Raw genomic sequence first — 19,055 nt, forward strand, 5'->3', positions numbered from 1 at the left:
CCTGACTATTGTTGTTTAAACTGAATAATTTGCCGACGTTGCTTTTTATCGGGTCGGCGTTCTGGGCTGGCATTTTGAGCCATGAGCTTGCGTTGCATTGCATATTGCTCGCGCTTTTTAAGGCTTTGTTCTGTCTCTTGGTATAGTAGTTGTGCTTGAGGTGCAGGGCCTCGTTTATCACTTAGCTGCTGCACAACCACTTCTATTTGTTGTTGGCCTTGCCACAAACTAATAGTAGCCCCCACTTCTACATTTCTACTTGGCTTACAACGCTGCTGGTTGTAGTGCACTTTTCCGCCCATAACCATATCTCGAGCTAAGCCGCGGGTTTTATAAAATCGTGCTGCCCACAACCACTTGTCGATGCGTGGTGCAGAGTTGTTAGAGTTTTGTGAATTCATGCTAAGTCTTGGCTGGCTTATATATTATCTATTAAATTATATCAGTTTTATGCGTGCTAGCTATGGCCTGGATTAGTGCGTTATCCAGCAGAAAACTGATAAAAGTCCAATTAAATGCAAAATTTACACTTGCAGCTCTTGTTCTACGCCTAAGTCCCTTTAGAATGAAGAACCCTCTATATGAGGCGCTTTGCCATAGTTTTTTCATAAGGATGATCGAGAATCGGTTAACGATGACAGATGTATTATAACGAATAAATGGATATTAAATCTTTTTCTACTCAACTTGCTCGTTACGTTCCTTCGCAAAAGAGCAGCGTATTAATCACATTACTATTGATGTGTTTTGCCGCTTATCAGTTGGCGTCTATTACTTGGTTATTAGTGCCAACGCCTTCACAAGCTTTTCGCTGGGTTCCTCAGCAGGTGCAATCTAGTAATAAAGCGGCTCAAGTTGATTTATCTAGCCTTACCAAACTGCATTTGTTTGGTGAGTATCAAGCCAAAAAGGCTAAACCAGTTGTTCAAGCACCTTCGTCAACTGATGCACCGAAAACCTCATTAAAGCTAACTCTGTCTGGTTTGGTAGCGAGTAGTGACCAAACGAAAGCATTGGCCATTATCGAACACCGAGGCAAGCAACAAACCTACGGTGTAGATGAATCGATTAATGGTACTCAAGCTGTCATAAAAGAGATTCAAACTGATCGCGTGATTTTATTGCATCGCGGTGTTTACGAAAGTTTATTGCTAGACCCAGAAGACAAAAACTCACAGTCTCGGGCGAGTTCAAATACTGCTAAGCGCAATACCCAAGCGTCTAGTAATAGCCGTTCGGCGCAAGTCGACGTAAAAGAAGTATTAAAAGACCCTTCAAAACTAACCGATTACATTCGTATTTCGCCGGTTCGTAAAGATGGAGCCTTAAGTGGTTATCGGATTAACCCCGGTAAAAACGCCGCCTTATTTAAACAAGTGGGCTTGAAAGCTAATGACTTAGCTGTAGCTCTTAATGGATATGACCTGCGCGACAACGCGCAAGCAATGCAAGTGATGCAAGAGATGGCAGAGCTAACGGATATTACAGTTACCGTTGAGCGCAATGGCCAGTTGCAGGATGTGTTGTTCAGCCTGCCAGATGAATAGTACCGGAGATTTATTTAACATGAAGTTGCAAGCCTTACGCTTGGTTCGCCACAGCCTTGTTGGCCTAATTGGATTAGGTCTTTGTGGAGTCGTGAGTGCCACCGAGTTTTCAGCCAATTTTAAAGGTGCTGACATTAGTGAGTTCATCACCACGGTTGGTCGTAATCTCAATAAAACTATCATCGTAGACCCCGCAGTGCGCGGTAAAGTGAATGTGCGTAGTTACGATTTGCTTACCGAAGAGCAGTACTATCAGTTCTTCTTAAGTGTGTTAGATGTTTACGGCTTTGCGGTTATTGATATGCCAAACGGTGTAACCAAAGTTGTGCGCGCTAAAGATGCAAAAGCAGGAGCCATTCCGGTAGTAGACCGCGATGAGCAAGCCGTTGGCGATGAAATGGTTACCCGAGTAGTGCCGGTGCTAAACGTATCGGTACGTGAGTTAGCGCCTTTATTGCGTCAGCTAAATGATAATGCCGGTGGCGGTAACGTAGTGCACTACGATCCATCAAACGTAATTATGCTTACTGGTCGCGCTGCAGTGGTGAATCGTTTGGTCGAAATTATCCGCCGAGTGGATAAAGCCGGGGACCAAGAGGTAGATATTATTCGCCTTAAATTTGCCTCAGCTGGTGAGTTGGTGCGAATTATTGAATCGCTTACCGCCAGTACTGGTGGTAAAGGTGCGGCAGCGAGTTTGTTAATCCCTAAAGTGGTTGCCGATGAGCGTACCAATAGTATTGTGGTATCGGGTGAACCTAGCGCTCGAGCGCGAATTGTTCGCTTGGTGGCAAAACTTGATAGTGAATTAGAAACCTACGGCAATACCCGTGTTTTCTACCTAAAGTATGCCAAAGCTGGCGACTTAGTTGATGTACTTAAAGGTGTAAGCGAAACGGTAGCGGCAGAAGCCGCTGGCGGTAGTAAGAAAACCAATACTAGCAACTCACGTGGTAACTTCTCTATTGAAGCCCACGAAGACACCAATACCTTGGTAATTACTGCTCAGCCAGACAATATGCGTACTCTTGAGGGCGTAATTAACCAACTAGATATTCGCCGCGCCCAAGTTAACGTGGAAGCGATTATTGTTGAAGTGGCCGAAGGTGATGGTATTAGCCTAGGCGTGCAGTGGGCCACAAAGGCTGGTGGTACTCAGTTTAACGATGCAGGTGTTTCAATTAGTGAAATTGGTGCAGGTATCTACGATGCTCAACCAACCGAAGGTTCTACCGTTTGTACCGGCGAAACCTGCACAGTTAACCCAGAAACTCCCGGTGATATCTCTGGTTTAGCCAGCGCTTTGGCTAAGATTTCTGGTGCCGCTTTTGGTTTTTATGGTGCTGATTGGGGCGTGTTAGTTCAGGCTGCGGCGAATGACTCTCGCTCAAACTTATTAGCAACACCGTCTATCACCACCCTTGATAACAAAGAAGCTTTCTTTACTGTAGGTGAAGAAGTACCGGTACTAACTGGCTCAGCATCGAGTAGCAGCAACGATAATCCATTTACTACGGTTGACCGTAAAGAAGTGGGTATCAAGCTAAAAGTAACACCACAAATTAACGAGGGTGATGCAGTTCAGCTAACCATCGAACAAGAAGTGTCTAAGGTACAAGGTCAAACGTCGGTAGACGTTGTATTTGCTAAGCGCCAATTGCAAACCACGGTGTTGGTCGATAGCGGCGACACCATTATTTTAGGCGGTTTGTTAGACGATCAAATTGAAGAGAGTGAATCTAAAGTACCGCTACTAGGCGACATCCCAGTATTAGGGCATTTGTTCCGTTCGACCAATTCGAAGAAAGTTAAACGTAATTTGATGATCTTCATTCGTCCAACCATTATTCGTGACTCGGTAACCATGCAAAGTGTGAGCTCGCGTAAGTACAGCCAAATCCGTGCTCAGCAATTGTTGCGTGAAGAGTTAGGCGTAGTATTAATGCCAGATACTAAAGTGCCAGTGTTGCCAGAGTTCAACTCGGTGGAAGATGTATCGCCTGAAGTTCAAGAGTACATCGACTACTTAAAAGAAAAGAATGAGCGCTTAAAGAAAGAAGAAGCTGAGAAAGCGGCAAAAGAAGCCGAAGCGGCAGCTGCCAATAAAGAGCAAGTGAGTGCCGAGTAATGGACTTAGATGCTGAGCTAAATGTATTAGAAGATGAAAAGGCCTTAGTGTCTGACACTCCTCATATGGAAGGGGTAGAAGGTTGGCAGTTACCTTACATGTTTGCCAAAACTTACGGCGTAATGCTAGAGAAAAAGCAAGACGCTTGGCAGGTCTATCATAACTCTAAGGTGGAGTTAGAAGCCTTATTAGAAATTCGTCGCGTACTACAGCAAACATTCTCTTGCGAAGAACTGTCTGATGAAGAGTTTGAACAGCGCCTTACCGAAGGTTATCAGCGAGATTCATCGCAAGCTCGTCAGCTAATGGAAGATATCGGTAATGATATGGACTTCTATACCTTGGCCGAAGAGCTTCCGGAAAATGAAGACTTATTAGAAACCGAAGACGATGCGCCAATCATTAAATTGATTAACGCCATGTTAGGTGAAGCAATTAAAGAAGGTGCCAGTGATATTCACATTGAAACCTTTGAAGCAGCCCTGGTGATTCGTTTTCGTATTGACGGCGTATTGCGTGAAATTTTACGCCCGCACCGCAAGCTTGCCGCTTTGTTGGTTTCGCGTATTAAAGTAATGGCGCGTTTGGATATAGCTGAGAAGCGGGTACCGCAAGATGGTCGTATTTCCTTGCGTATTGCTGGCCGTGCCGTGGATGTGCGGGTTTCAACCATGCCATCTAGCCATGGCGAGCGGGTTGTACTGCGTTTATTAGATAAAAACAATTCTCGCTTGAAGCTCGAAAGTCTAGGTTTGGCAGAAAACTATCGCGAAGTGATTAGCGAACTGCTGAAAAAACCACACGGTATTATCTTAGTTACGGGGCCGACTGGTTCCGGTAAAAGTACTACCTTGTATGCTGGCCTTAACGACATTAATACTAAAGATCGGAATATTCTCACTGTAGAAGATCCGGTGGAATTTAATATCGAAGGCATCGGCCAAACCCAAGTTAATACCAAAGTGGATATGACCTTTGCACGCGGTTTACGGGCGATTCTTCGCCAAGACCCCGACGTAGTAATGATTGGTGAGATCCGTGACTTAGAAACCGCGCAAATTGCGGTGCAAGCCAGTTTAACCGGTCACTTAGTATTATCTACTCTGCACACCAATACTGCGATTGGTTCGGTAACCCGTTTGCGCGATATGGGGGTTGAACCGTTTTTATTATCATCGAGTTTATTGGCGGTGTTAGCGCAGCGTTTAGTACGTACTTTATGCCAAGATTGCTGCGAAGCTCATCTAGTAAGTGAGCACGAACACCAACTATTAGGCATTGCTAAAGATGCTACGGTGTATCGCCCTGTAGGCTGTGAAAGCTGCAATAATACTGGCTATCGTGGCCGAACCGGTATTCATGAGTTATTGCCGGTTACCGATGAAGTGCGCGATATGATCCATTCTGGTAGCAGCGAACAAGAAATTGAGAATGCAGTGCGCTCTAGTTGCCCAAGCATCCGACAAGATGGGGTAAATAAAGTGCTGAAGGGCATTACTAGCCTAGAAGAAGTATTGCGAGTAACCCGCGAAGGATAGTTAGTGTAATGCCGGCATTTGAGTATCAAGCCTTTAATAAAAAGGGCAAAAAATCTAACGGAGTTCATGAAGCGGAATCGGCGCGTCAGGTTCGCGCTCATCTGCGTGAGCAAGGCTTAACGCCACTTAAAATTGAGCAAGTGGCGGAGCGTGCTCAAAAAGCCAGCGCTGGTTTTCGCTTGCGAAGCAAAGTTAGCACCTCAGATTTAGCTCTATTAACTCGTCAGCTAGCAACCTTAGTTGCAGCAGCTATGCCTATTGAAGAGTCGCTTAAGGCGGTAGCTCAGCAGTGTGATAAACCTAAACTCAAAAGCATTATTCTTGGCGTGCGCTCCAAAGTTGTAGAAGGTTACAGCTTGGCCGATAGCATGGCCGAATTCCCCGACGTATTCGAAAAACTGTATTGCGCCATGGTGGCTGCAGGCGAAAAATCAGGTCACTTAGACAAAGTGCTTGATCGCTTAGCCGACTACACCGAGCAGCGCCAAGCGATGCGCATGAAAACCATGCAAGCTTTAATCTATCCAGCGGTACTTACCTTTGTGTGTTTAGGTGTTATTGCAATTCTGTTGGTATCGGTAGTACCTAAGGTAGTGGCTCAGTTTGAACATATGGGGCAAGAGTTGCCTAACGCCACCAAGTTTTTGATTTATGTAAGTGAACTCGTGAGTGATTATGGCCTGTTCTTCTTAATTGGCGGCATGCTAGCGATGGTGGTTTGGCAGCGTTTATTGCAAAAAGACAGCATAAGAATGAAATGGCACCAGCGAATTTTAGGCATGCCAGTGGTTGGTAAGGTGAGCAAGGGGCTAAATACCGCGCGCTTTGCTAGAACCTTAAGTATTTTGAATGCCAGTGCCGTGCCTTTGTTAGAAGGTATGGGCATTGCTGGTGAAGTACTCACCAATGATTACGCACGTGCCCAAGTATTGGATGCCGCCTCTAAAGTACGCGAAGGCGGCAGTTTGCACTCTTCACTAGAAGCCACCAAATTGTTCCCACCGATGATGCTACATATGATCGCCAGTGGTGAACGTTCTGGGGAATTGGAAGGAATGTTAGAACGCGCGGCCGACAACCAAGACCGTCAGTTCGAAACGCAAGTGAACATAGCATTAGGGATATTCGAGCCTGCCTTGATCGTAACCATGGCGGGTATCGTGCTATTTATCGTAATGGCAATTCTATTGCCGATTTTGGAACTTAATAACATGGTGGGGCTATAGCACCTACCGGTATTTCGGAGTAAGTAACATGCAAAAGTCGATGCACACTCAAGCAACTAGCCGAGGTTTTACCTTGCTAGAAGTGATGGTGGTGATTGTAATTCTAGGTATTTTGGCCGGTTTAGTTGTTCCTAACTTATTAGGCAACAAAGAAAAAGCCGATATTCAAAAGGCAAAAACCGATATTATCGCTCTAGAAAATGCCTTAGACATGTACCGCTTGGATAACTCGCGTTACCCCACCACAGAGCAAGGCCTAGAAGCCTTGGTCACTAAACCAAGCTCAAGTCCAGAGCCACGTAACTACCCAGAGGATGGCTACTTGCGTCGTTTGCAAAAAGACCCATGGGGTAATGACTACATTCTAATTAGCCCAGGTGAAAAGGGCCGTATTGATATCTTCAGCGCCGGCTTAGATGGTGAAGAAGGTACCAATGACGATATTGGTAACTGGAACTTAGATCAGTAAATTGATGAGGTCTCGCTTAGCTCATTGCAATCGCCAGCAAGGTTTTACCTTGCTGGAGGTTATTTTGGTATTGCTATTAATGTCGATGGGTATCTATTCGGTTGTTATGTCAGTATCGGGTTCGAGCGAGCAAAAAATTGTAGAGCAGCAAGCCAAGCGTTTAGCCGCTCTTGTTCAATATGCCCAAGAGCAGGCGCTGCTTACTGGCTATGATTATGGCGTTTACAGTGATGCCGAAAAGTACCAGTTTGTGCGGATGGAGAAACAGCGCTGGGTAAAACTTAATGACCGAATTTTTAAAGAAAAAGTATTTGAAGAACCGTATTTTCTAGAGTTAAGCCTAGAAAATGTGGAGCTTGAAGAACAAGGTTATGGCAGTGGAACCTTAGGTTTTGAAGGTGATGGTTTGTTTGAAAAAGACTTCATCACCGAGGAAGTTGAACAAACCATAGTACCGCAAGTATTGCTGCTAAGTAGTGGCGAAGTGACGCCCTTTAAACTGGTGTTTGCTTATGAAGATAGCCTTAATCGCTGGCAAGTAAGCAGTGATGATTTAGGTCAGCTCACCATAGCTCGAGATCAAGAGCAATGAACAAGCAACGGGGTATGACCTTACTAGAAGTGATGGTGGCCTTAGCGGTGCTAGCCATTGCTGGTACGGCTGTTATGAAAAGTGCCTCAGAAAACTTGCGCAGTTTATCTTACATTCAAGATAAAACCTTTGCCCTATGGATTGCCGACAATCAAATGGCCGAGCTTAAGCTCAGTAAGACCTGGCCCGGCACGTCTAGTCGAAAAGGAACCACCAAATTTGGCGATACTGATTGGCATTGGCGCTCTCAAGGGGTAGCCACTGGCGATCCTAATTTTGTGGCAGTGACTATTTCGGTTTATCGCAATGCCGAGGAAAAAGCTGCCTTGGCCGAAATAACCAGCTATGTGAGCCGTTGATGAAGCAGCGCGGTTTTACTTTATTAGAAATGCTGGTGGCAATTGTTATTTTTGCTTTGCTTACTATGGCTGCTTACCAAGTATTGCAAGGGGTTATGCGTAGCGATGAGATTTCGCAGCGCCATGGCGAAAGCCTACAAGCCTTGCAACGCGCGATGTTTTTTATGCAGCGCGATTTTACTCAGCTGGCACCGCGTTCGGTGAGAGATGAAACCGAAGAACAGCGCCCCTTAATCATAGCTGAGAAGTATTTGTTAGAAAGCGATGACATGGGCATAGAAATGCTGGTGTTAGGCTGGCGTAATCCGCAGTCGGTGATTCGTCGTTCACAACTGCAACGCGTGGCATATTTGTTAAAAGACGAAAAACTGATTAAACGCTTTTACAACCATCCCGATGCTGTTGTGGGTTACGAACCACGCGAGATGGTGTTGCTTAGCGATGTTGAAGAACTCAATTTCCGTTTTCATGGTTCCAGTGGTTGGAGCCAGCAGGTGTCAGATAGTAACCAACTGCCGCGTGCGGTAGAAGTGACCTTGCGGCATAAAGATTATGGTGAATTACGCCGAGTATTTCTAAGCCCCGAAGGCAGCCGCGCGGCGGTTGCCAGCCAGGCCCAAGAAGACGCCAATCGTAACACCAACCAAGGTGGTAGTGATTCGGGCACCAATAATGGCAACAATAACTCTGGCAGCCAACCTGATCCGGATGGCTCATAATGCAGAATATTCATGCTTGCCCTCAGCGCCAACGTGGTGTAGCACTGCTTACTGTAATGCTAATTTTGGCGGTAATGGTTGTGGTGGCTGCGCAGTTTAGTCAGCGCTTGCAACTCGATTTAGCTAGAGCAACTAACTTACAGCATTCGTTGCGCTCAAACTGGATGCTATCAGGCGCCGAAGCTTTTGCCTTAAAGGTGATAAAGCAAGATTTAGAAGATGATGACCGGGTGCACCTTGGCCAGTATTGGGCCACCGAAGGCATGGTGTTCCCGGTTGAAGATTCGGTGATTAAAGGTCACATTGTTGATATGCAGGCCTGTTTTAATCTAAATGCTCTAGGGCAGCCGAATAAAACTGACGGGCAACCGCCTAAAGTAGCTGATCAGTTTATTGGCTTGTTGGTGGCGGTTGGTGTTGATGCCTATAGCGCAGAGCAAATAACTGATGCAACTAGGGATTGGATTGACGCAGATACCATACCGCTGCCACAAGGTGCAGAAGACGGTGTATATGAAGGTTTAAACCCGTCTTACCTGCCAGCGAATATGCCGATGGTAGATAAAAGTGAGTTTAGAGCGGTTTATGGTGTTACAGCAGGAATATATCGCCGGGTTGCACCTTTTATCTGTGCGATACCTGAAACTGGGTTAGCGGTAAATGTGAATACTGTAGCTGCCGACCAGCCGCAACTTTTAGAAGCGCTATTTTATCCTGATCTGGATAACACCGGCGCACTGCAGGTCTTGAATGACCGTCCCGATGAGGGGTATCGTACCTTGGATGAGATGATGACTCATCCAGCGTTAGCGGGGATCCCGCTTACCCAGCCGGGTTTACAGCAAACATTGGCCTTGCAATCGAACTACTTTAAGGCGCAATTGTTAGTGGAAAATGAACAAGGACAAGCACAAATGACCAGTGTTATTCAGCGCAGTGGTACTTCTGATCTTAAAGTGATTAGACGCTCTTACGGAGACCAACTGTGAACGAACAACTCATCATTCGCCTGCCGAGCACCGGCAAAGAAGTTATCAACTGGATGGTTTGGTCTGACAGCGAGCAGGAGCTTATTGCTGCCGGTGAGTTGGCCAGTAGCGCCGAGTTAGGTTTACTCCAGGAAAAGGCTGAACAGCGCCGAGTTATCGTATTAATTCCGGCCAGTGATATTAGCCAGCACCGCTTAGATTTACCTAAGTCGGCACAGCGCTCATGGCAGCAGGTTGCGCCTTTTATGCTCGAAGAGCAGTTGGCACAAGATCCCGACAATCTACATATTTGCTTGCTCGAAAAAGGCAAAGATAGCATTGATGTTGCCTGTGTCAGCCATCAGCAAATGGAAAGCTGGCTAGACATGCTTGAAGCTGCTGGCATAGAAAGCCAAACCTGGTGTGTTGATGCCCTATGTTTACCTGAAGCCGAAGAAGGCCAAGCGACAGCCATTCAGCTTAACCAACAATGGTTGTTGCGTTTCTTTGATGGCCGGGTAATGAGCATAGATGAAGCGTGGTTAGCCACTGCTTTCCCACTTATCGCGAAGCAGTATCCCGAACTTGTCATTCAGCATTACAGCCCAGCTGCTAAGCTCGAACATGATACCGTTGAATGGCAGGCACGAGCACCAGAACTGCCGATGAAGCTATTAAGTGATGGTGCCAAAAAAGCCAAGCTTAATTTGTTACAAGGGCCGTATGCTGCGGCTAACCCTCTTGCTCAACTTTGGTTGCAATGGCGAAAAGTGGCCATTGCCGCCGGAGTGTGTTTTGTATTGGCCTTAGCCTATCAGCTTATTGATACCCACAAAACAGAACAACAAATAGCCAGTGTAGATGAAAACATTCGAACTGTTTACAAAAAGGTATTTCCTGAAGTTTCACGTGTTCGTGATAGCCGGATCCGTAGTGATTTTCGTAAAGCACTTGCAGGCATTGGCGAGCCCCCAGAGCAAGACTTTTTGAAGATGATGATTCATCTGTCTACTGCTTTTGATAAAAACAAAGATCTGAATCCGATTAGCCTGCGCTATGACCATAAAAAGGGTGAAATACGCTTGCAGGCGCAAGCTAAAAACTTCCAAACCTTTGAGCAGTTTCGTCAGTCGGTTAAACCTTTTGAGAGTGAGCAAGGTACCTTGAGCAACAAAGCGGGTGCGGTGGTCGGCACTTTAGTCATAAGGAACGCGTCATGAAGCAGTGGTGGCAAAGTTTAAATAAGCGTGAACAAAACCTGGTTACGGCTGCCGCGGTATTAGTGGCGATAGCCGTTTTGTATTGGGGCATTTGGTCACCAATTGCCGGTGCTAACGCTCAAGCTAAACAGCGCTTGGCTAGCCAGCAGCAAACTTTAGAGTGGGCCCAGCAACAAGGCTCCGTGATTATTGCTAATGGTCGTCCTCAACAAACTAGCAGTGAAGTAAAAGTAAGCCAAGCCGTGAGTAGTTCGGCTCGCCAGCAGCGCATTACTATCAGCCGCATTCAACCTAAAGGTGATGAGGTAGAGGTGTGGATTGAAAGTGTGCCGTTTAATCAGTTAATGACTTGGTTAAAAATGCTGAGCCAACGCTATGGCATTATTGTTGAAAACGTAGATTTAGATGAAGGTAAACAAGAAGGCATTGTTGGTGTTCGACGTTTACGTTTAGGAAAAGCTGAATGAAGAAGTACCTCGCTTTAGCGCTATTACTTATATTGGTGTATTTGGTTAGTTTGGTAGCTACCACGCCCCTGGCTGTGGTACTAAATTATGCACCGTTACCAAAGGGCATTGCGCTTAATCACCCCAGCGGCAGCATATGGAATGGCAAGTTAATCAGTGTTGATACGCCAAACTTAAGCCTAAACCAAGTAAATTGGCAGTTGAAACCAAGCGCCTTGTTGTTGGGGCGAATCGCTGCTGACGTGCAGCTTGGTACTGGCCAAGAGCTACATGGAGAAGGGCAAGTAGGTTTGAGCTTTTCCGGTTGGTATGCCAAAGACTGGCAATTAGAAGCCCCTGCCAGTTGGGTGGTTGAACAGGTGCCAATGCCGCTGCCCTTATCTATTGAGGGTGATATTCAATTAAACCTTGCCGAAGCCAGCCAAGGCAGCCCTTGGTGTGAGCAATTAGCCGGGCAGCTGCTTTGGCTAGGGCCGTTAATTGGTACCCCATTAGGTGAATTACGCTTAGATAACGCAAATGCGGAACTAAGCTGTAATGAAGGTCAACCTACTATTCAGCTCAACCATAGCGACCCTCAGCTTGAGCTGGAATTGCTAGCCTCTGTTGGACAGCCTAATTGGTTGGCCGAAGGCAAAATTAAAGCGGGTGCGGAAATGCCCCAAACCATAAGTGGTAACCTTAAGTACATAGGCCGCCCCGACCCCCAAGGCTTTTATCGCTTTAAGCAACAGGGCCGCCTGCCTCGCTAAAGTAAAAGCTAGCTCTTAGAGCTAGCTTTTTTGTTTACTTAATCCTGCTAGCCTAATAGCTCTTTAGTAAAGTGATGGTAGTCATTAATAGACGGGAAGTGGGTAAATTCTTTACTGGCTTGTTTTGAGTCTGGATTATTGATCCCCAACAGATATTTAATACCAAATTTATTGGCCTGGTCGAGCACGGTCTCGTTGTCGTCAATAAACAAAGTACGTTCTGGGTCAAAGGGGTGGTGCTCTATTAAAGCCTGCCAAAGCTTGGGATCTTCTTTGGGATAACCAAACTGGTGGGCACTAAACAAGGTATCAAGGTATTGATCTAGGCCGGTTACTTTAATTTTGGTAGTTAGCCCGTCGGGGTGGCAGTTGGTTAGCAATATCCGTTTTTTCCCAGTTGTAGCTAGTGCTTCTAAAAAGGGTTTTACGTCGTCTCGCCACTGAATCTTATGTTCAACTTCTGTTTTCAAGTTGCGAATATCAATATTGGTTTTATTGCTCCAATAATCGAAGCAATACCAATCCAGAGTGCCGGATACGGTTTCGTAGTCGGCGAACAAACGTTCGCGCGCCTCATCTAAACTCAGATTATTTTGGTGGGCGAAGGAGATAGGCAGATAGTGCATCCAGAAGTAATTATCGTAATGCAGATCTAATAAAGTGCCATCCATATCTAATAAAACGGTATCGATTTTAGTCCAGTCAAACATTCTTAGTCGCTAATCCTTGAGTGCTTCTAACAGCAATGTAACAATGACATTAAGTTAATGATAGCAGGAAGATAGATGAGCAAGCATCATCCGCCTCGATTATTAGACAGCGCCATTGCTGCCGAAAGTCGTTTCTTCAAAATTGAAGAATTACACCTCGAGTTTAGCAACGGCGAACGACGGATTTATGAACGCTTAGTGGGATCAGGGCAAGGTGCGGTAATGGTATTGCCAATTACCGAACAAAATGAACTGCTGCTAATTAGTGAATATGCCGCCGGAACAGAGCGTTATGAACTAGGCTTTGTTAAAGGCTTGGTCGATCGTGGTGAAGCTGCTATTGATGCCGCTAATCGCGAATTACAAGAAGAAGTGGGATTTAAAGCACAAGATTTGCAACTACTCACCGAGTTATCGGTAGCACCGGGATATTTCTCTAGTCATATGTCGGTGTATGTAGCGCAGGGTTTGCAGCCCAGTGTGTTGGAAGGCGATGAGCCAGAACCCTTAGAAGTGATAAAGCTACCACTTGATGAGATAGATAATTTGTACGCAAATCCGGCCTTTTCTGAAGCGCGTAGTGTTGCGTCATTGTTACTCCTTGAGAAATGGTTAAAGCAGAACTAGGTGAGAAGTATATAGGATGATAGACCCTGCTAGTGTGTTGTCAGAGGTGATTGAAATTGCTCGTGGTGCTGGCGAAATTATTCGTAAAATCTATGAAGAAGGTGATTTTGTTAGCGAAGTAAAAGATGATGCTACGCCGGTAACCTCGGCGGATTATGCTGCGCATCATTTCATTATGGACGCACTTAGCAAGCTTACCCCAGAGATCCCGATTTTATCTGAAGAACAAGCCGATATTAGCTTAGCGGACAGAGAAGCTTGGGAATGTTATTGGTTAGTTGACCCGCTTGATGGTACTCAGGAGTTTGTTTCTGGTAGTGGCGATTTTGCCACCGAGATTGCCTTAGTCCAAAACAACCAACCAGTGCTTGGCGTGGTGTATGGACCCATTGTGCAAATCTTGTATGCTGCGGTAAAAGGCCACGGCGCCTTTAAAGAGCAAAACGGTACACGTACTTCAATAAAAAGTCGCCATTACCCCGATAAGCCAGAGCATATTCGAGTAGCGACGAGCCGCGTTCAGCGTCCAGCTTTACTGCAGGCAATATTAAACTGTAACTATCATTACAAGTTGTACCCACTAGGCAGTGCCAGTTTAAAAAGTTGCATGGTGGCAGAAGGTGCAGCTGATTGTTATATACGGGTAGGACCAACCGGTGAGTGGGATACTGGTGCTCCGCAGGTTATTTTGCAAGAAGCAGGCGGCACCTTGTTAGATTTGCATCTACGCGAGCTAAGCTACAACCAAAGAGAATCTTTAGAAAACCCTAACTTTATCTCTTTGGGCGATCCACTATTACCGTGGCGCGACATATTAAAAAATCCCAGTTAGTGGGCACAAAGCTAAACTAGCAAGCCTTGGCCGCTTTAAACTCGTTTAGCTAACAACTCGGACACATCTGGCTAATATTCGTTTTTACAATGGTTTAACCTCAAGGTAATAGCGGGTATAATTTTGCCAATAATGACAAGGATGCCTAATACTGCGGTCAGTAGGCACGATGAGGAGAGATAAGGGTGAAGCTTTTGAACTGGAAAACACTGGTACTATCTATTTGCTTAACAATTGTGCCGAATGCTTTTGCGGCTGATATGTCTGATGAGGCGATTGCCGAGCGTATTAAGCCAGTGGGTGAAGTTTATCTCGATGGCGAGTTAGAAGTTGCCAAAGCACCTGCTGCTTCAAGCGGTCCTCGTGCTGGCGACGCGGTATACAACACTTTCTGTACTGCCTGTCACAGTACTGGCGCTGCGGGCGCACCGATGAAAGGCGACAGCGCTGCTTGGGCACCACGTATTGCCCAAGGCGATCAAACTATGTTCGACCATGCTTGGAAGGGCTTTAACGCAATGCCAGCAAAAGGTACTTGTGGCGACTGTAGTGAAGATGAAATTAAAGCGGCTATTGCTTACATGATTGAGTAAGCGAACGCTTAAATCAAAAAACACCACGCATCGCGTGGTGTTTTTGTTTGTACTGCAAAATGATAGCCGCTGAAGTGCTTAACTGTTTTTTCTGCGGCGTTGGCGTTTCTTAGCCTTTTGTAACTCTTCCACCATCTTTTTACGCTCTTCTTTTTCTGCCACAATTTTAGCGGTTTCTACTTTCTCTACTGCAACCATTTCAGGTGTTTCTAAGGTGATACGACCAATAGTGGCATCGCGTAGTTCATTAAGAATAATGGTGGCCGCTTTAACATAATCGACTTGTCCGCCGCGCACTAAACAGCCTCGTTTACGACCAATCTCTTCCATTAATACAACTTCAGATTCTGGTAATTCTTCGAGTTTGTAACGTGCCTTAAGCTGCTCTGGGTAGGCTTGTAGCAAGTACTCACAAGCGAAAGCGGCAACGTCATCGTATTCCATAGCGGTGTCTTTAACTGCACCGGTGGCCGCTAAGCGGTAACCACTGGCTACGTTATCGAACTTTGGCCACAAAATACCAGGCGTATCCGAGAGGATAATATTGCCATCTAAGCGGATCCGCTGTTGCGCCTTAGTTACCGCTGGCTCGTTGCCGGTTTTGGCTATTTGGCGGCCTGCTAAGGCATTAATTAAGGTAGACTTACCAACGTTAGGAATACCACATATCATGGTGTGAATAGGTTTATCTACGCCGCCTTTGTTAGGCAACATGCTTCGGCACAGCTTAAGTAAGTCTTGGGTTTGACTACCTTGAATAGTGCAAAGAGGGATCGCTTTTACACCTTGCTCTTGTTCAAAGTATTCTTGCCAAAGGGCAGTAGTTTTTGGGTCGGCTAGGTCGCTTTTATTCAGAACCTTTATACAAGGCTTGTCTCCACGCAAGCTAGCTACCATTGGGTTCTCGCTGCTGTAGGGAATACGCGCATCCAATACTTCGATGATTAAATCGATTTTAGGCATCACTTCTTTAATTTGTTTTTGGGCCTTGTGCATATGCCCTGGATACCATTGAATAGCCATTTTATCCCACCTCAACTGCGTAATTGGCGCTCATTGTACTTGCTAAATTGTTAAAGTGTAGCGCTTTGTGATCGAACTATTAGTTCATATGGCTCTATTTCAGTACATTTATTAAGCAGATAGAAAAAATCTTTCAGTATTCTTTGCAACTAGCTGCTATGGTTTTAGCATCGATTAATTCAACTGCTGGTTTGTTATCGCTAGCAGTGTAAAAGGACAATCTTAGGGAAGAGATAATGTCTAGCAGTGAACTACCTAGTGATATTGATTTGGAACCTCAGCAGCCGGTGGAGCAGCAAACATCTGCCAATCATCGTTCTGGCATCAGCTTACAAGCTCGCTATGAGCATCATAAAGCTCGTCATAAGCATTATAAAAAAGGCTACAAACACCTTCGCCGCTATCGTTGGATTAGCCTTGGTTTAGGCATTGTGAGTTTTAGTGCTGTATTCTCTTTGATGGCAGTGTTACCCACTTACAATGAAGTGAAAAATCATTATGACGATAGCTTGGCCGAGCTCAAAATCATTGAAGATCAAAACCGTCAGCTCAAGGAAGCCTTGTTGATAGAGCGCCGTAACAATTTTGATCTGAATAAAGAGAATCATCCAGAGCTACGAATTTTCGCTTTTAATACGCTAATCGCTACTGACCAAAGCAATATACGCTCAGCTTTTTTTGAAGCCTCTGACGATATGGGTAAAAAAATGGCCATTAGTTATCAGTTATTGGCCGAGGGCCCCCTTGAGCAGGCTTTAGCATTGGTGCTTATTGATCAAACTGGTCAGCAAGTTTTCCAACATACTATTGATTTTGGAGAAGTGCCTCCGAAGCAAGGTGAGTCTTTAACTGTGGAAAGCACTATCAATCTAGATAAAAATCTAGATGTTCGTTACTTTAGAATTGTTGAACTGACTGAAGAATAGGCCGTTAGCTGGCCGAGTTAATAAGAGGAGCTTAATGCTCCTTTTTTGTTGCCTATTAAGCGCTATACTGCCAGCAAATCGATTAACTTTGCTGTGAGGGCAAGTATGTATATCAGCGATAAATTTGATAGTGGCAATATTCGTGTTGTAGAGCTCAATGATCCTCAAAATATTCAACTAGAGATAAAACACGATAATCAATCGGAGTTTTTCCAATGGTTTCACTTTCGTTTTGAAGGGCCGTTGGAGAAACAATATCGTTTTTCTCTGCTCAACGCGGGCCAATCTGCCTACGCTAAAGGCTGGCAAGGCTATCAAGTTGTCGCCTCTTACGATCGTGAAGAGTGGTTTAGAATTGATACCGACTTTGATGGCGAGCAATTGCACTTCTCTTTGCTATTGGAGCAGCCTAGCGTCTATTTTGCCTACTTCGCGCCCTACAGCTATGAGCGCCATCAGGATCTACTGCATACCATGCAGCAGGATTATCGGGTAAATCTCACAACCTTAGGGCAAACCTTAGATGGCCGAGATATGAGTTTGCTTAGTGTAGGCGATGCTGAGAACGCCAAACATAAAGTCTGGGTGATAGCCCGCCAGCACCCGGGGGAAACCATGGCCGAATGGTTTGTTGAAGGCTTGTTAGGCAACTTGCTGGACCAAGACAATCCCCTAGCAATGAAGCTATTAGAAGACACCGTGTTTTATGTAGTGCCTAATATGAACCCCGATGGTTCGGTTCGTGGGCATTTAAGAACCAACGCCGTGGGGGCTAATCTAAACCGAGAATGGCAGAATCCTACTATGGAGCGCAGCCCCGAAGTGTTTCTAGTAAGAGAGAAGATGCTAGAGCTAGGTGGAGATTTGTTTTTAGATATTCATGGCGATGAAGATTTACCCTATAACTTTGTAGCGGGATGTGAAGGTATTCCTTCTTACAATGAGCGCCATAAACTGCTCGAAGACACCTTTAAAGAGGCGTTTATGGCAATATCTCCTGATTTTCAAGATACCCATGGTTATGCTAAAGACGAGCCTGGACAGGCTAACTTAACTATTGCGGCGGCTTGGTTAGGCGAACAGTTTAAAACCCTGTCTTACACCATCGAAATGCCTTTTAAAGACAATGCCGACATGCCCGACGAAGCCTTTGGCTGGTCGCCGGAGCGCGCAATGCAGCTAGGTTGCGATGTATTATTCCCAATAAAGCAAACTCTAGCCAAGCTTTAAATAGACTATGAGCACCTGGCTAGTAGCTGGGTGCTTGTCGGCTTTTTTTACACTGTTTACTTGCGATAAATCATCACACCAATCATCTTTTCTCGGCTTTGTTCATTGATAGGCCATCAAATTGTGAGCAAGCTCACTAAGCATCTATCTAATGTTTGTCAAATATCTATACAAATATAACTGTTTGATTTGTAAATAAATAATGACGTTAAATCTAACTCCATGAAAAGTATGTAGTTCCTTTCGTGGGAGCAATTTATGCATGCAAAGCTCATGTAACAGAACATCTAACAAACCGCATGGAGTGCTAAATGAGAATAATAAAAACAAGCATGGTTAGTATTGGCTTCGGTCTTTTGCTTTTAACGCAAACGGCGACAGCTACAGTGATGTATGACCAAAACGTAACTAACGATGTGATATTTGGAAGTGGTAATGCTAACGGTGCTTTTACTGTTGATCGACAAAATGGCATCGAGTTGGGCTTAAGAGCAAAGCTACGTTTTGACGAGTTTAATAACCCGCAGAATATTTTTAATAGCAACGGTGATGGTACTTACCAATTCGACAACATTGCACCTCCTACAGGCTTTGGTTTTGCACCGGGTTCTCTGGCTACCGCCATTTGGAATTTTGAATGGTCGATAAACAGCAACTTTGATGGTAGCGGTGGCACCTTAGATAGCCTTTCATATTTGTTAGAAATTGATTTTGACCCTAGCGCGGCCACTAACTTTATTGGCTTCGATCCGGTCAATGTATCGAACTCTGACAACGCTTTAGGCGATAACAGCACTGGCAATGGTGGAGGCTTGGTAGACCCAACTAATTACGCTAGTTTTCTCAGTGTGTATAACTTGGCGCAAAACTCATGGAACATGGAGTTTGCCCCTATCGATTTTGTTTCTACAGAAGTAGGTATATTTGATTTTGTATTAACCGCTTTTGGGCCGCAAGATGAGGTGCTAGCGCGTACTTCCATGCAGGTGATTAATGCCACAGTTGCAGAGCCGCAAACCTTGCTTATTACGTTGTTGTCATTAGCGGGTTTAGCGTGGATTAGACGTAAAACAAGCTAGTAAACATCAAAATAAAAAGGAGCTCAATAGAGCTCCTTTTTATTGCCTGT

The 19,055-nt window shown here is 45.2% G+C and carries 21 protein-coding genes; 18 read left to right on the forward strand and 3 right to left on the reverse strand.

Annotated features, from left to right (window positions below; all coding sequences use genetic code 11):
• Window positions 1–5: 5 nt before the first annotated feature.
• A complete protein-coding gene (gene hslR, locus LQZ07_RS01560) occupies window positions 6–401 on the reverse strand; it encodes a ribosome-associated heat shock protein Hsp15 (RefSeq protein WP_152783629.1) in 396 nt (131 codons plus the stop codon).
• A gap of 258 nt (window positions 402–659) precedes the next feature.
• Between hslR and gspC the strand changes: the two genes are divergently transcribed.
• From gspC to LQZ07_RS01620, 12 genes are read left to right on the forward strand one after another with little or no spacing between them, the layout of a single operon-like run.
• On the forward strand, window positions 660–1,547 hold the full coding sequence (gene gspC / locus LQZ07_RS01565) for a type II secretion system protein GspC (protein ID WP_016399784.1): 888 nt from the start codon (window positions 660–662) through the stop codon (window positions 1,545–1,547).
• A gap of 19 nt (window positions 1,548–1,566) precedes the next feature.
• Entirely contained in the window at window positions 1,567–3,675 is a 2,109-nt protein-coding gene (gene gspD / locus LQZ07_RS01570; protein ID WP_152784034.1) for a type II secretion system secretin GspD, read from the forward strand.
• Window positions 3,675–5,213 carry a type II secretion system ATPase GspE gene (gene gspE, locus LQZ07_RS01575; RefSeq protein WP_016399782.1) on the forward strand — a complete coding sequence of 513 codons (1,539 nt, stop codon included), beginning with the start codon at window positions 3,675–3,677 and terminating at the stop codon, window positions 5,211–5,213. Before gspD ends, gspE begins: the two co-directional genes overlap by 1 nt.
• An 8-nt stretch (window positions 5,214–5,221) precedes the next feature.
• A complete protein-coding gene (gene gspF / locus LQZ07_RS01580) occupies window positions 5,222–6,439 on the forward strand; it encodes a type II secretion system inner membrane protein GspF (RefSeq protein WP_016399781.1) in 1,218 nt (405 codons plus the stop codon).
• Between the two features lie 28 nt (window positions 6,440–6,467).
• Window positions 6,468–6,908, forward strand: a complete 441-nt coding sequence (gene gspG / locus LQZ07_RS01585) for a type II secretion system major pseudopilin GspG (protein WP_016399780.1) — start codon at window positions 6,468–6,470, stop codon at window positions 6,906–6,908.
• Between the two features lie 4 nt (window positions 6,909–6,912).
• Window positions 6,913–7,500 (forward strand): type II secretion system minor pseudopilin GspH, encoded by a 588-nt coding sequence (gene gspH, locus LQZ07_RS01590; RefSeq protein ID WP_152783627.1) that lies wholly within the window; start codon window positions 6,913–6,915, stop codon window positions 7,498–7,500.
• Entirely contained in the window at window positions 7,497–7,859 is a 363-nt protein-coding gene (gspI, locus tag LQZ07_RS01595; protein ID WP_040306579.1) for a type II secretion system minor pseudopilin GspI, read from the forward strand. Before gspH ends, gspI begins: the two co-directional genes overlap by 4 nt.
• Window positions 7,859–8,578, forward strand: coding sequence for a type II secretion system minor pseudopilin GspJ (gspJ, locus tag LQZ07_RS01600; protein ID WP_016399777.1), 720 nt, complete (start codon window positions 7,859–7,861; stop codon window positions 8,576–8,578). The genes gspI and gspJ overlap by 1 nt, the downstream gene beginning before the upstream one ends.
• Entirely contained in the window at window positions 8,578–9,567 is a 990-nt protein-coding gene (gene gspK, locus LQZ07_RS01605) for a type II secretion system minor pseudopilin GspK (protein ID WP_152783625.1), read from the forward strand. Before gspJ ends, gspK begins: the two co-directional genes overlap by 1 nt.
• Window positions 9,564–10,766, forward strand: coding sequence for a type II secretion system protein GspL (gene gspL, locus LQZ07_RS01610; protein WP_152783623.1), 1,203 nt, complete (start codon window positions 9,564–9,566; stop codon window positions 10,764–10,766). Before gspK ends, gspL begins: the two co-directional genes overlap by 4 nt.
• Window positions 10,763–11,233, forward strand: a complete 471-nt coding sequence (gene gspM / locus LQZ07_RS01615; RefSeq protein WP_152783621.1) for a type II secretion system protein GspM — start codon at window positions 10,763–10,765, stop codon at window positions 11,231–11,233. Before gspL ends, gspM begins: the two co-directional genes overlap by 4 nt.
• Window positions 11,230–11,985, forward strand: a complete 756-nt coding sequence (locus LQZ07_RS01620; RefSeq protein WP_152783619.1) for a type II secretion system protein N — start codon at window positions 11,230–11,232, stop codon at window positions 11,983–11,985. The genes gspM and LQZ07_RS01620 overlap by 4 nt, the downstream gene beginning before the upstream one ends.
• A gap of 47 nt (window positions 11,986–12,032) precedes the next feature.
• Here the strand turns inward: LQZ07_RS01620 and yrfG are convergent, their stop codons facing one another.
• Window positions 12,033–12,695 carry a GMP/IMP nucleotidase gene (gene yrfG / locus LQZ07_RS01625; protein WP_152783617.1) on the reverse strand — a complete coding sequence of 221 codons (663 nt, stop codon included), beginning with the start codon at window positions 12,693–12,695 and terminating at the stop codon, window positions 12,033–12,035.
• A 75-nt stretch (window positions 12,696–12,770) separates the two neighbouring features.
• Here yrfG and nudE point away from each other — a divergent pair, with 75 nt between their 5' ends.
• The 3 genes from nudE to LQZ07_RS01640 all read left to right on the forward strand — a co-directional run bounded on the left by nudE (window position 12,771) and on the right by LQZ07_RS01640 (window position 14,747).
• Window positions 12,771–13,322 carry an ADP compounds hydrolase NudE gene (gene nudE / locus LQZ07_RS01630; protein ID WP_152783615.1) on the forward strand — a complete coding sequence of 184 codons (552 nt, stop codon included), beginning with the start codon at window positions 12,771–12,773 and terminating at the stop codon, window positions 13,320–13,322.
• Between the two features lie 16 nt (window positions 13,323–13,338).
• Window positions 13,339–14,154: a 3'(2'),5'-bisphosphate nucleotidase CysQ gene (gene cysQ, locus LQZ07_RS01635; RefSeq protein ID WP_152783613.1), complete on the forward strand. Its 816-nt coding sequence runs from the start codon at window positions 13,339–13,341 to the stop codon at window positions 14,152–14,154.
• Between the two features lie 185 nt (window positions 14,155–14,339).
• Window positions 14,340–14,747 (forward strand): cytochrome c5 family protein, encoded by a 408-nt coding sequence (locus LQZ07_RS01640; protein WP_249483460.1) that lies wholly within the window; start codon window positions 14,340–14,342, stop codon window positions 14,745–14,747.
• A gap of 78 nt (window positions 14,748–14,825) precedes the next feature.
• On the opposite strand, the gene ylqF is transcribed toward LQZ07_RS01640, so the two are convergent.
• Window positions 14,826–15,770 (reverse strand): ribosome biogenesis GTPase YlqF, encoded by a 945-nt coding sequence (gene ylqF / locus LQZ07_RS01645; protein ID WP_152783610.1) that lies wholly within the window; start codon window positions 15,768–15,770, stop codon window positions 14,826–14,828.
• 236 nt (window positions 15,771–16,006) lie between these two features.
• On the opposite strand from ylqF, the gene LQZ07_RS01650 reads away from it, so the two are divergent.
• From LQZ07_RS01650 to LQZ07_RS01660, 3 genes are all read left to right on the forward strand, one after another.
• The gene (locus LQZ07_RS01650; RefSeq protein WP_152783608.1) at window positions 16,007–16,696 is read left to right on the forward strand and encodes a hypothetical protein; all 690 of its coding nucleotides are present in this window, start codon (window positions 16,007–16,009) and stop codon (window positions 16,694–16,696) included.
• A gap of 105 nt (window positions 16,697–16,801) precedes the next feature.
• A complete protein-coding gene (locus LQZ07_RS01655; RefSeq protein WP_152783606.1) occupies window positions 16,802–17,926 on the forward strand; it encodes a M14-type cytosolic carboxypeptidase in 1,125 nt (374 codons plus the stop codon).
• Window positions 17,927–18,237: 311 nt separating this feature from the next.
• On the forward strand, window positions 18,238–19,005 hold the full coding sequence (locus tag LQZ07_RS01660) for a hypothetical protein (RefSeq protein ID WP_152783604.1): 768 nt from the start codon (window positions 18,238–18,240) through the stop codon (window positions 19,003–19,005).
• Window positions 19,006–19,055: the final 50 nt, after the last annotated feature.

Source organism: Agarivorans sp. B2Z047 (assembly GCF_023373605.1).
In the GTDB taxonomy this organism is placed as follows: Bacteria; Pseudomonadota; Gammaproteobacteria; order Enterobacterales; family Celerinatantimonadaceae; genus Agarivorans; species Agarivorans albus.

Excerpts from the sequence above, each read along its gene's own strand:
- hslR (WP_152783629.1), bottom strand. The coding sequence starts at position 401 with ATGAATTCACAAAACTCTAACAACTCTGCACCACGCATCGACAAGTGG.
- gspG (WP_016399780.1), top strand. The coding sequence starts at position 6,468 with ATGCAAAAGTCGATGCACACTCAAGCAACTAGCCGAGGTTTTACCTTG.
- LQZ07_RS01660 (WP_152783604.1), top strand. The coding sequence starts at position 18,238 with ATGAGAATAATAAAAACAAGCATGGTTAGTATTGGCTTCGGTCTTTTG.
- gspI (WP_040306579.1), top strand. The coding sequence starts at position 7,497 with ATGAACAAGCAACGGGGTATGACCTTACTAGAAGTGATGGTGGCCTTA.
- gspE (WP_016399782.1), top strand. The coding sequence starts at position 3,675 with ATGGACTTAGATGCTGAGCTAAATGTATTAGAAGATGAAAAGGCCTTA.
- gspH (WP_152783627.1), top strand. The coding sequence starts at position 6,913 with ATGAGGTCTCGCTTAGCTCATTGCAATCGCCAGCAAGGTTTTACCTTG.
- LQZ07_RS01620 (WP_152783619.1), top strand. The coding sequence starts at position 11,230 with ATGAAGAAGTACCTCGCTTTAGCGCTATTACTTATATTGGTGTATTTG.
- gspC (WP_016399784.1), top strand. The coding sequence starts at position 660 with ATGGATATTAAATCTTTTTCTACTCAACTTGCTCGTTACGTTCCTTCG.
- gspD (WP_152784034.1), top strand. The coding sequence starts at position 1,567 with ATGAAGTTGCAAGCCTTACGCTTGGTTCGCCACAGCCTTGTTGGCCTA.
- gspF (WP_016399781.1), top strand. The coding sequence starts at position 5,222 with ATGCCGGCATTTGAGTATCAAGCCTTTAATAAAAAGGGCAAAAAATCT.
- cysQ (WP_152783613.1), top strand. The coding sequence starts at position 13,339 with ATGATAGACCCTGCTAGTGTGTTGTCAGAGGTGATTGAAATTGCTCGT.
- nudE (WP_152783615.1), top strand. The coding sequence starts at position 12,771 with ATGAGCAAGCATCATCCGCCTCGATTATTAGACAGCGCCATTGCTGCC.
- gspM (WP_152783621.1), top strand. The coding sequence starts at position 10,763 with ATGAAGCAGTGGTGGCAAAGTTTAAATAAGCGTGAACAAAACCTGGTT.
- gspJ (WP_016399777.1), top strand. The coding sequence starts at position 7,859 with ATGAAGCAGCGCGGTTTTACTTTATTAGAAATGCTGGTGGCAATTGTT.
- LQZ07_RS01650 (WP_152783608.1), top strand. The coding sequence starts at position 16,007 with ATGTCTAGCAGTGAACTACCTAGTGATATTGATTTGGAACCTCAGCAG.
- gspK (WP_152783625.1), top strand. The coding sequence starts at position 8,578 with ATGCAGAATATTCATGCTTGCCCTCAGCGCCAACGTGGTGTAGCACTG.
- LQZ07_RS01655 (WP_152783606.1), top strand. The coding sequence starts at position 16,802 with ATGTATATCAGCGATAAATTTGATAGTGGCAATATTCGTGTTGTAGAG.
- yrfG (WP_152783617.1), bottom strand. The coding sequence starts at position 12,695 with ATGTTTGACTGGACTAAAATCGATACCGTTTTATTAGATATGGATGGC.
- ylqF (WP_152783610.1), bottom strand. The coding sequence starts at position 15,770 with ATGGCTATTCAATGGTATCCAGGGCATATGCACAAGGCCCAAAAACAA.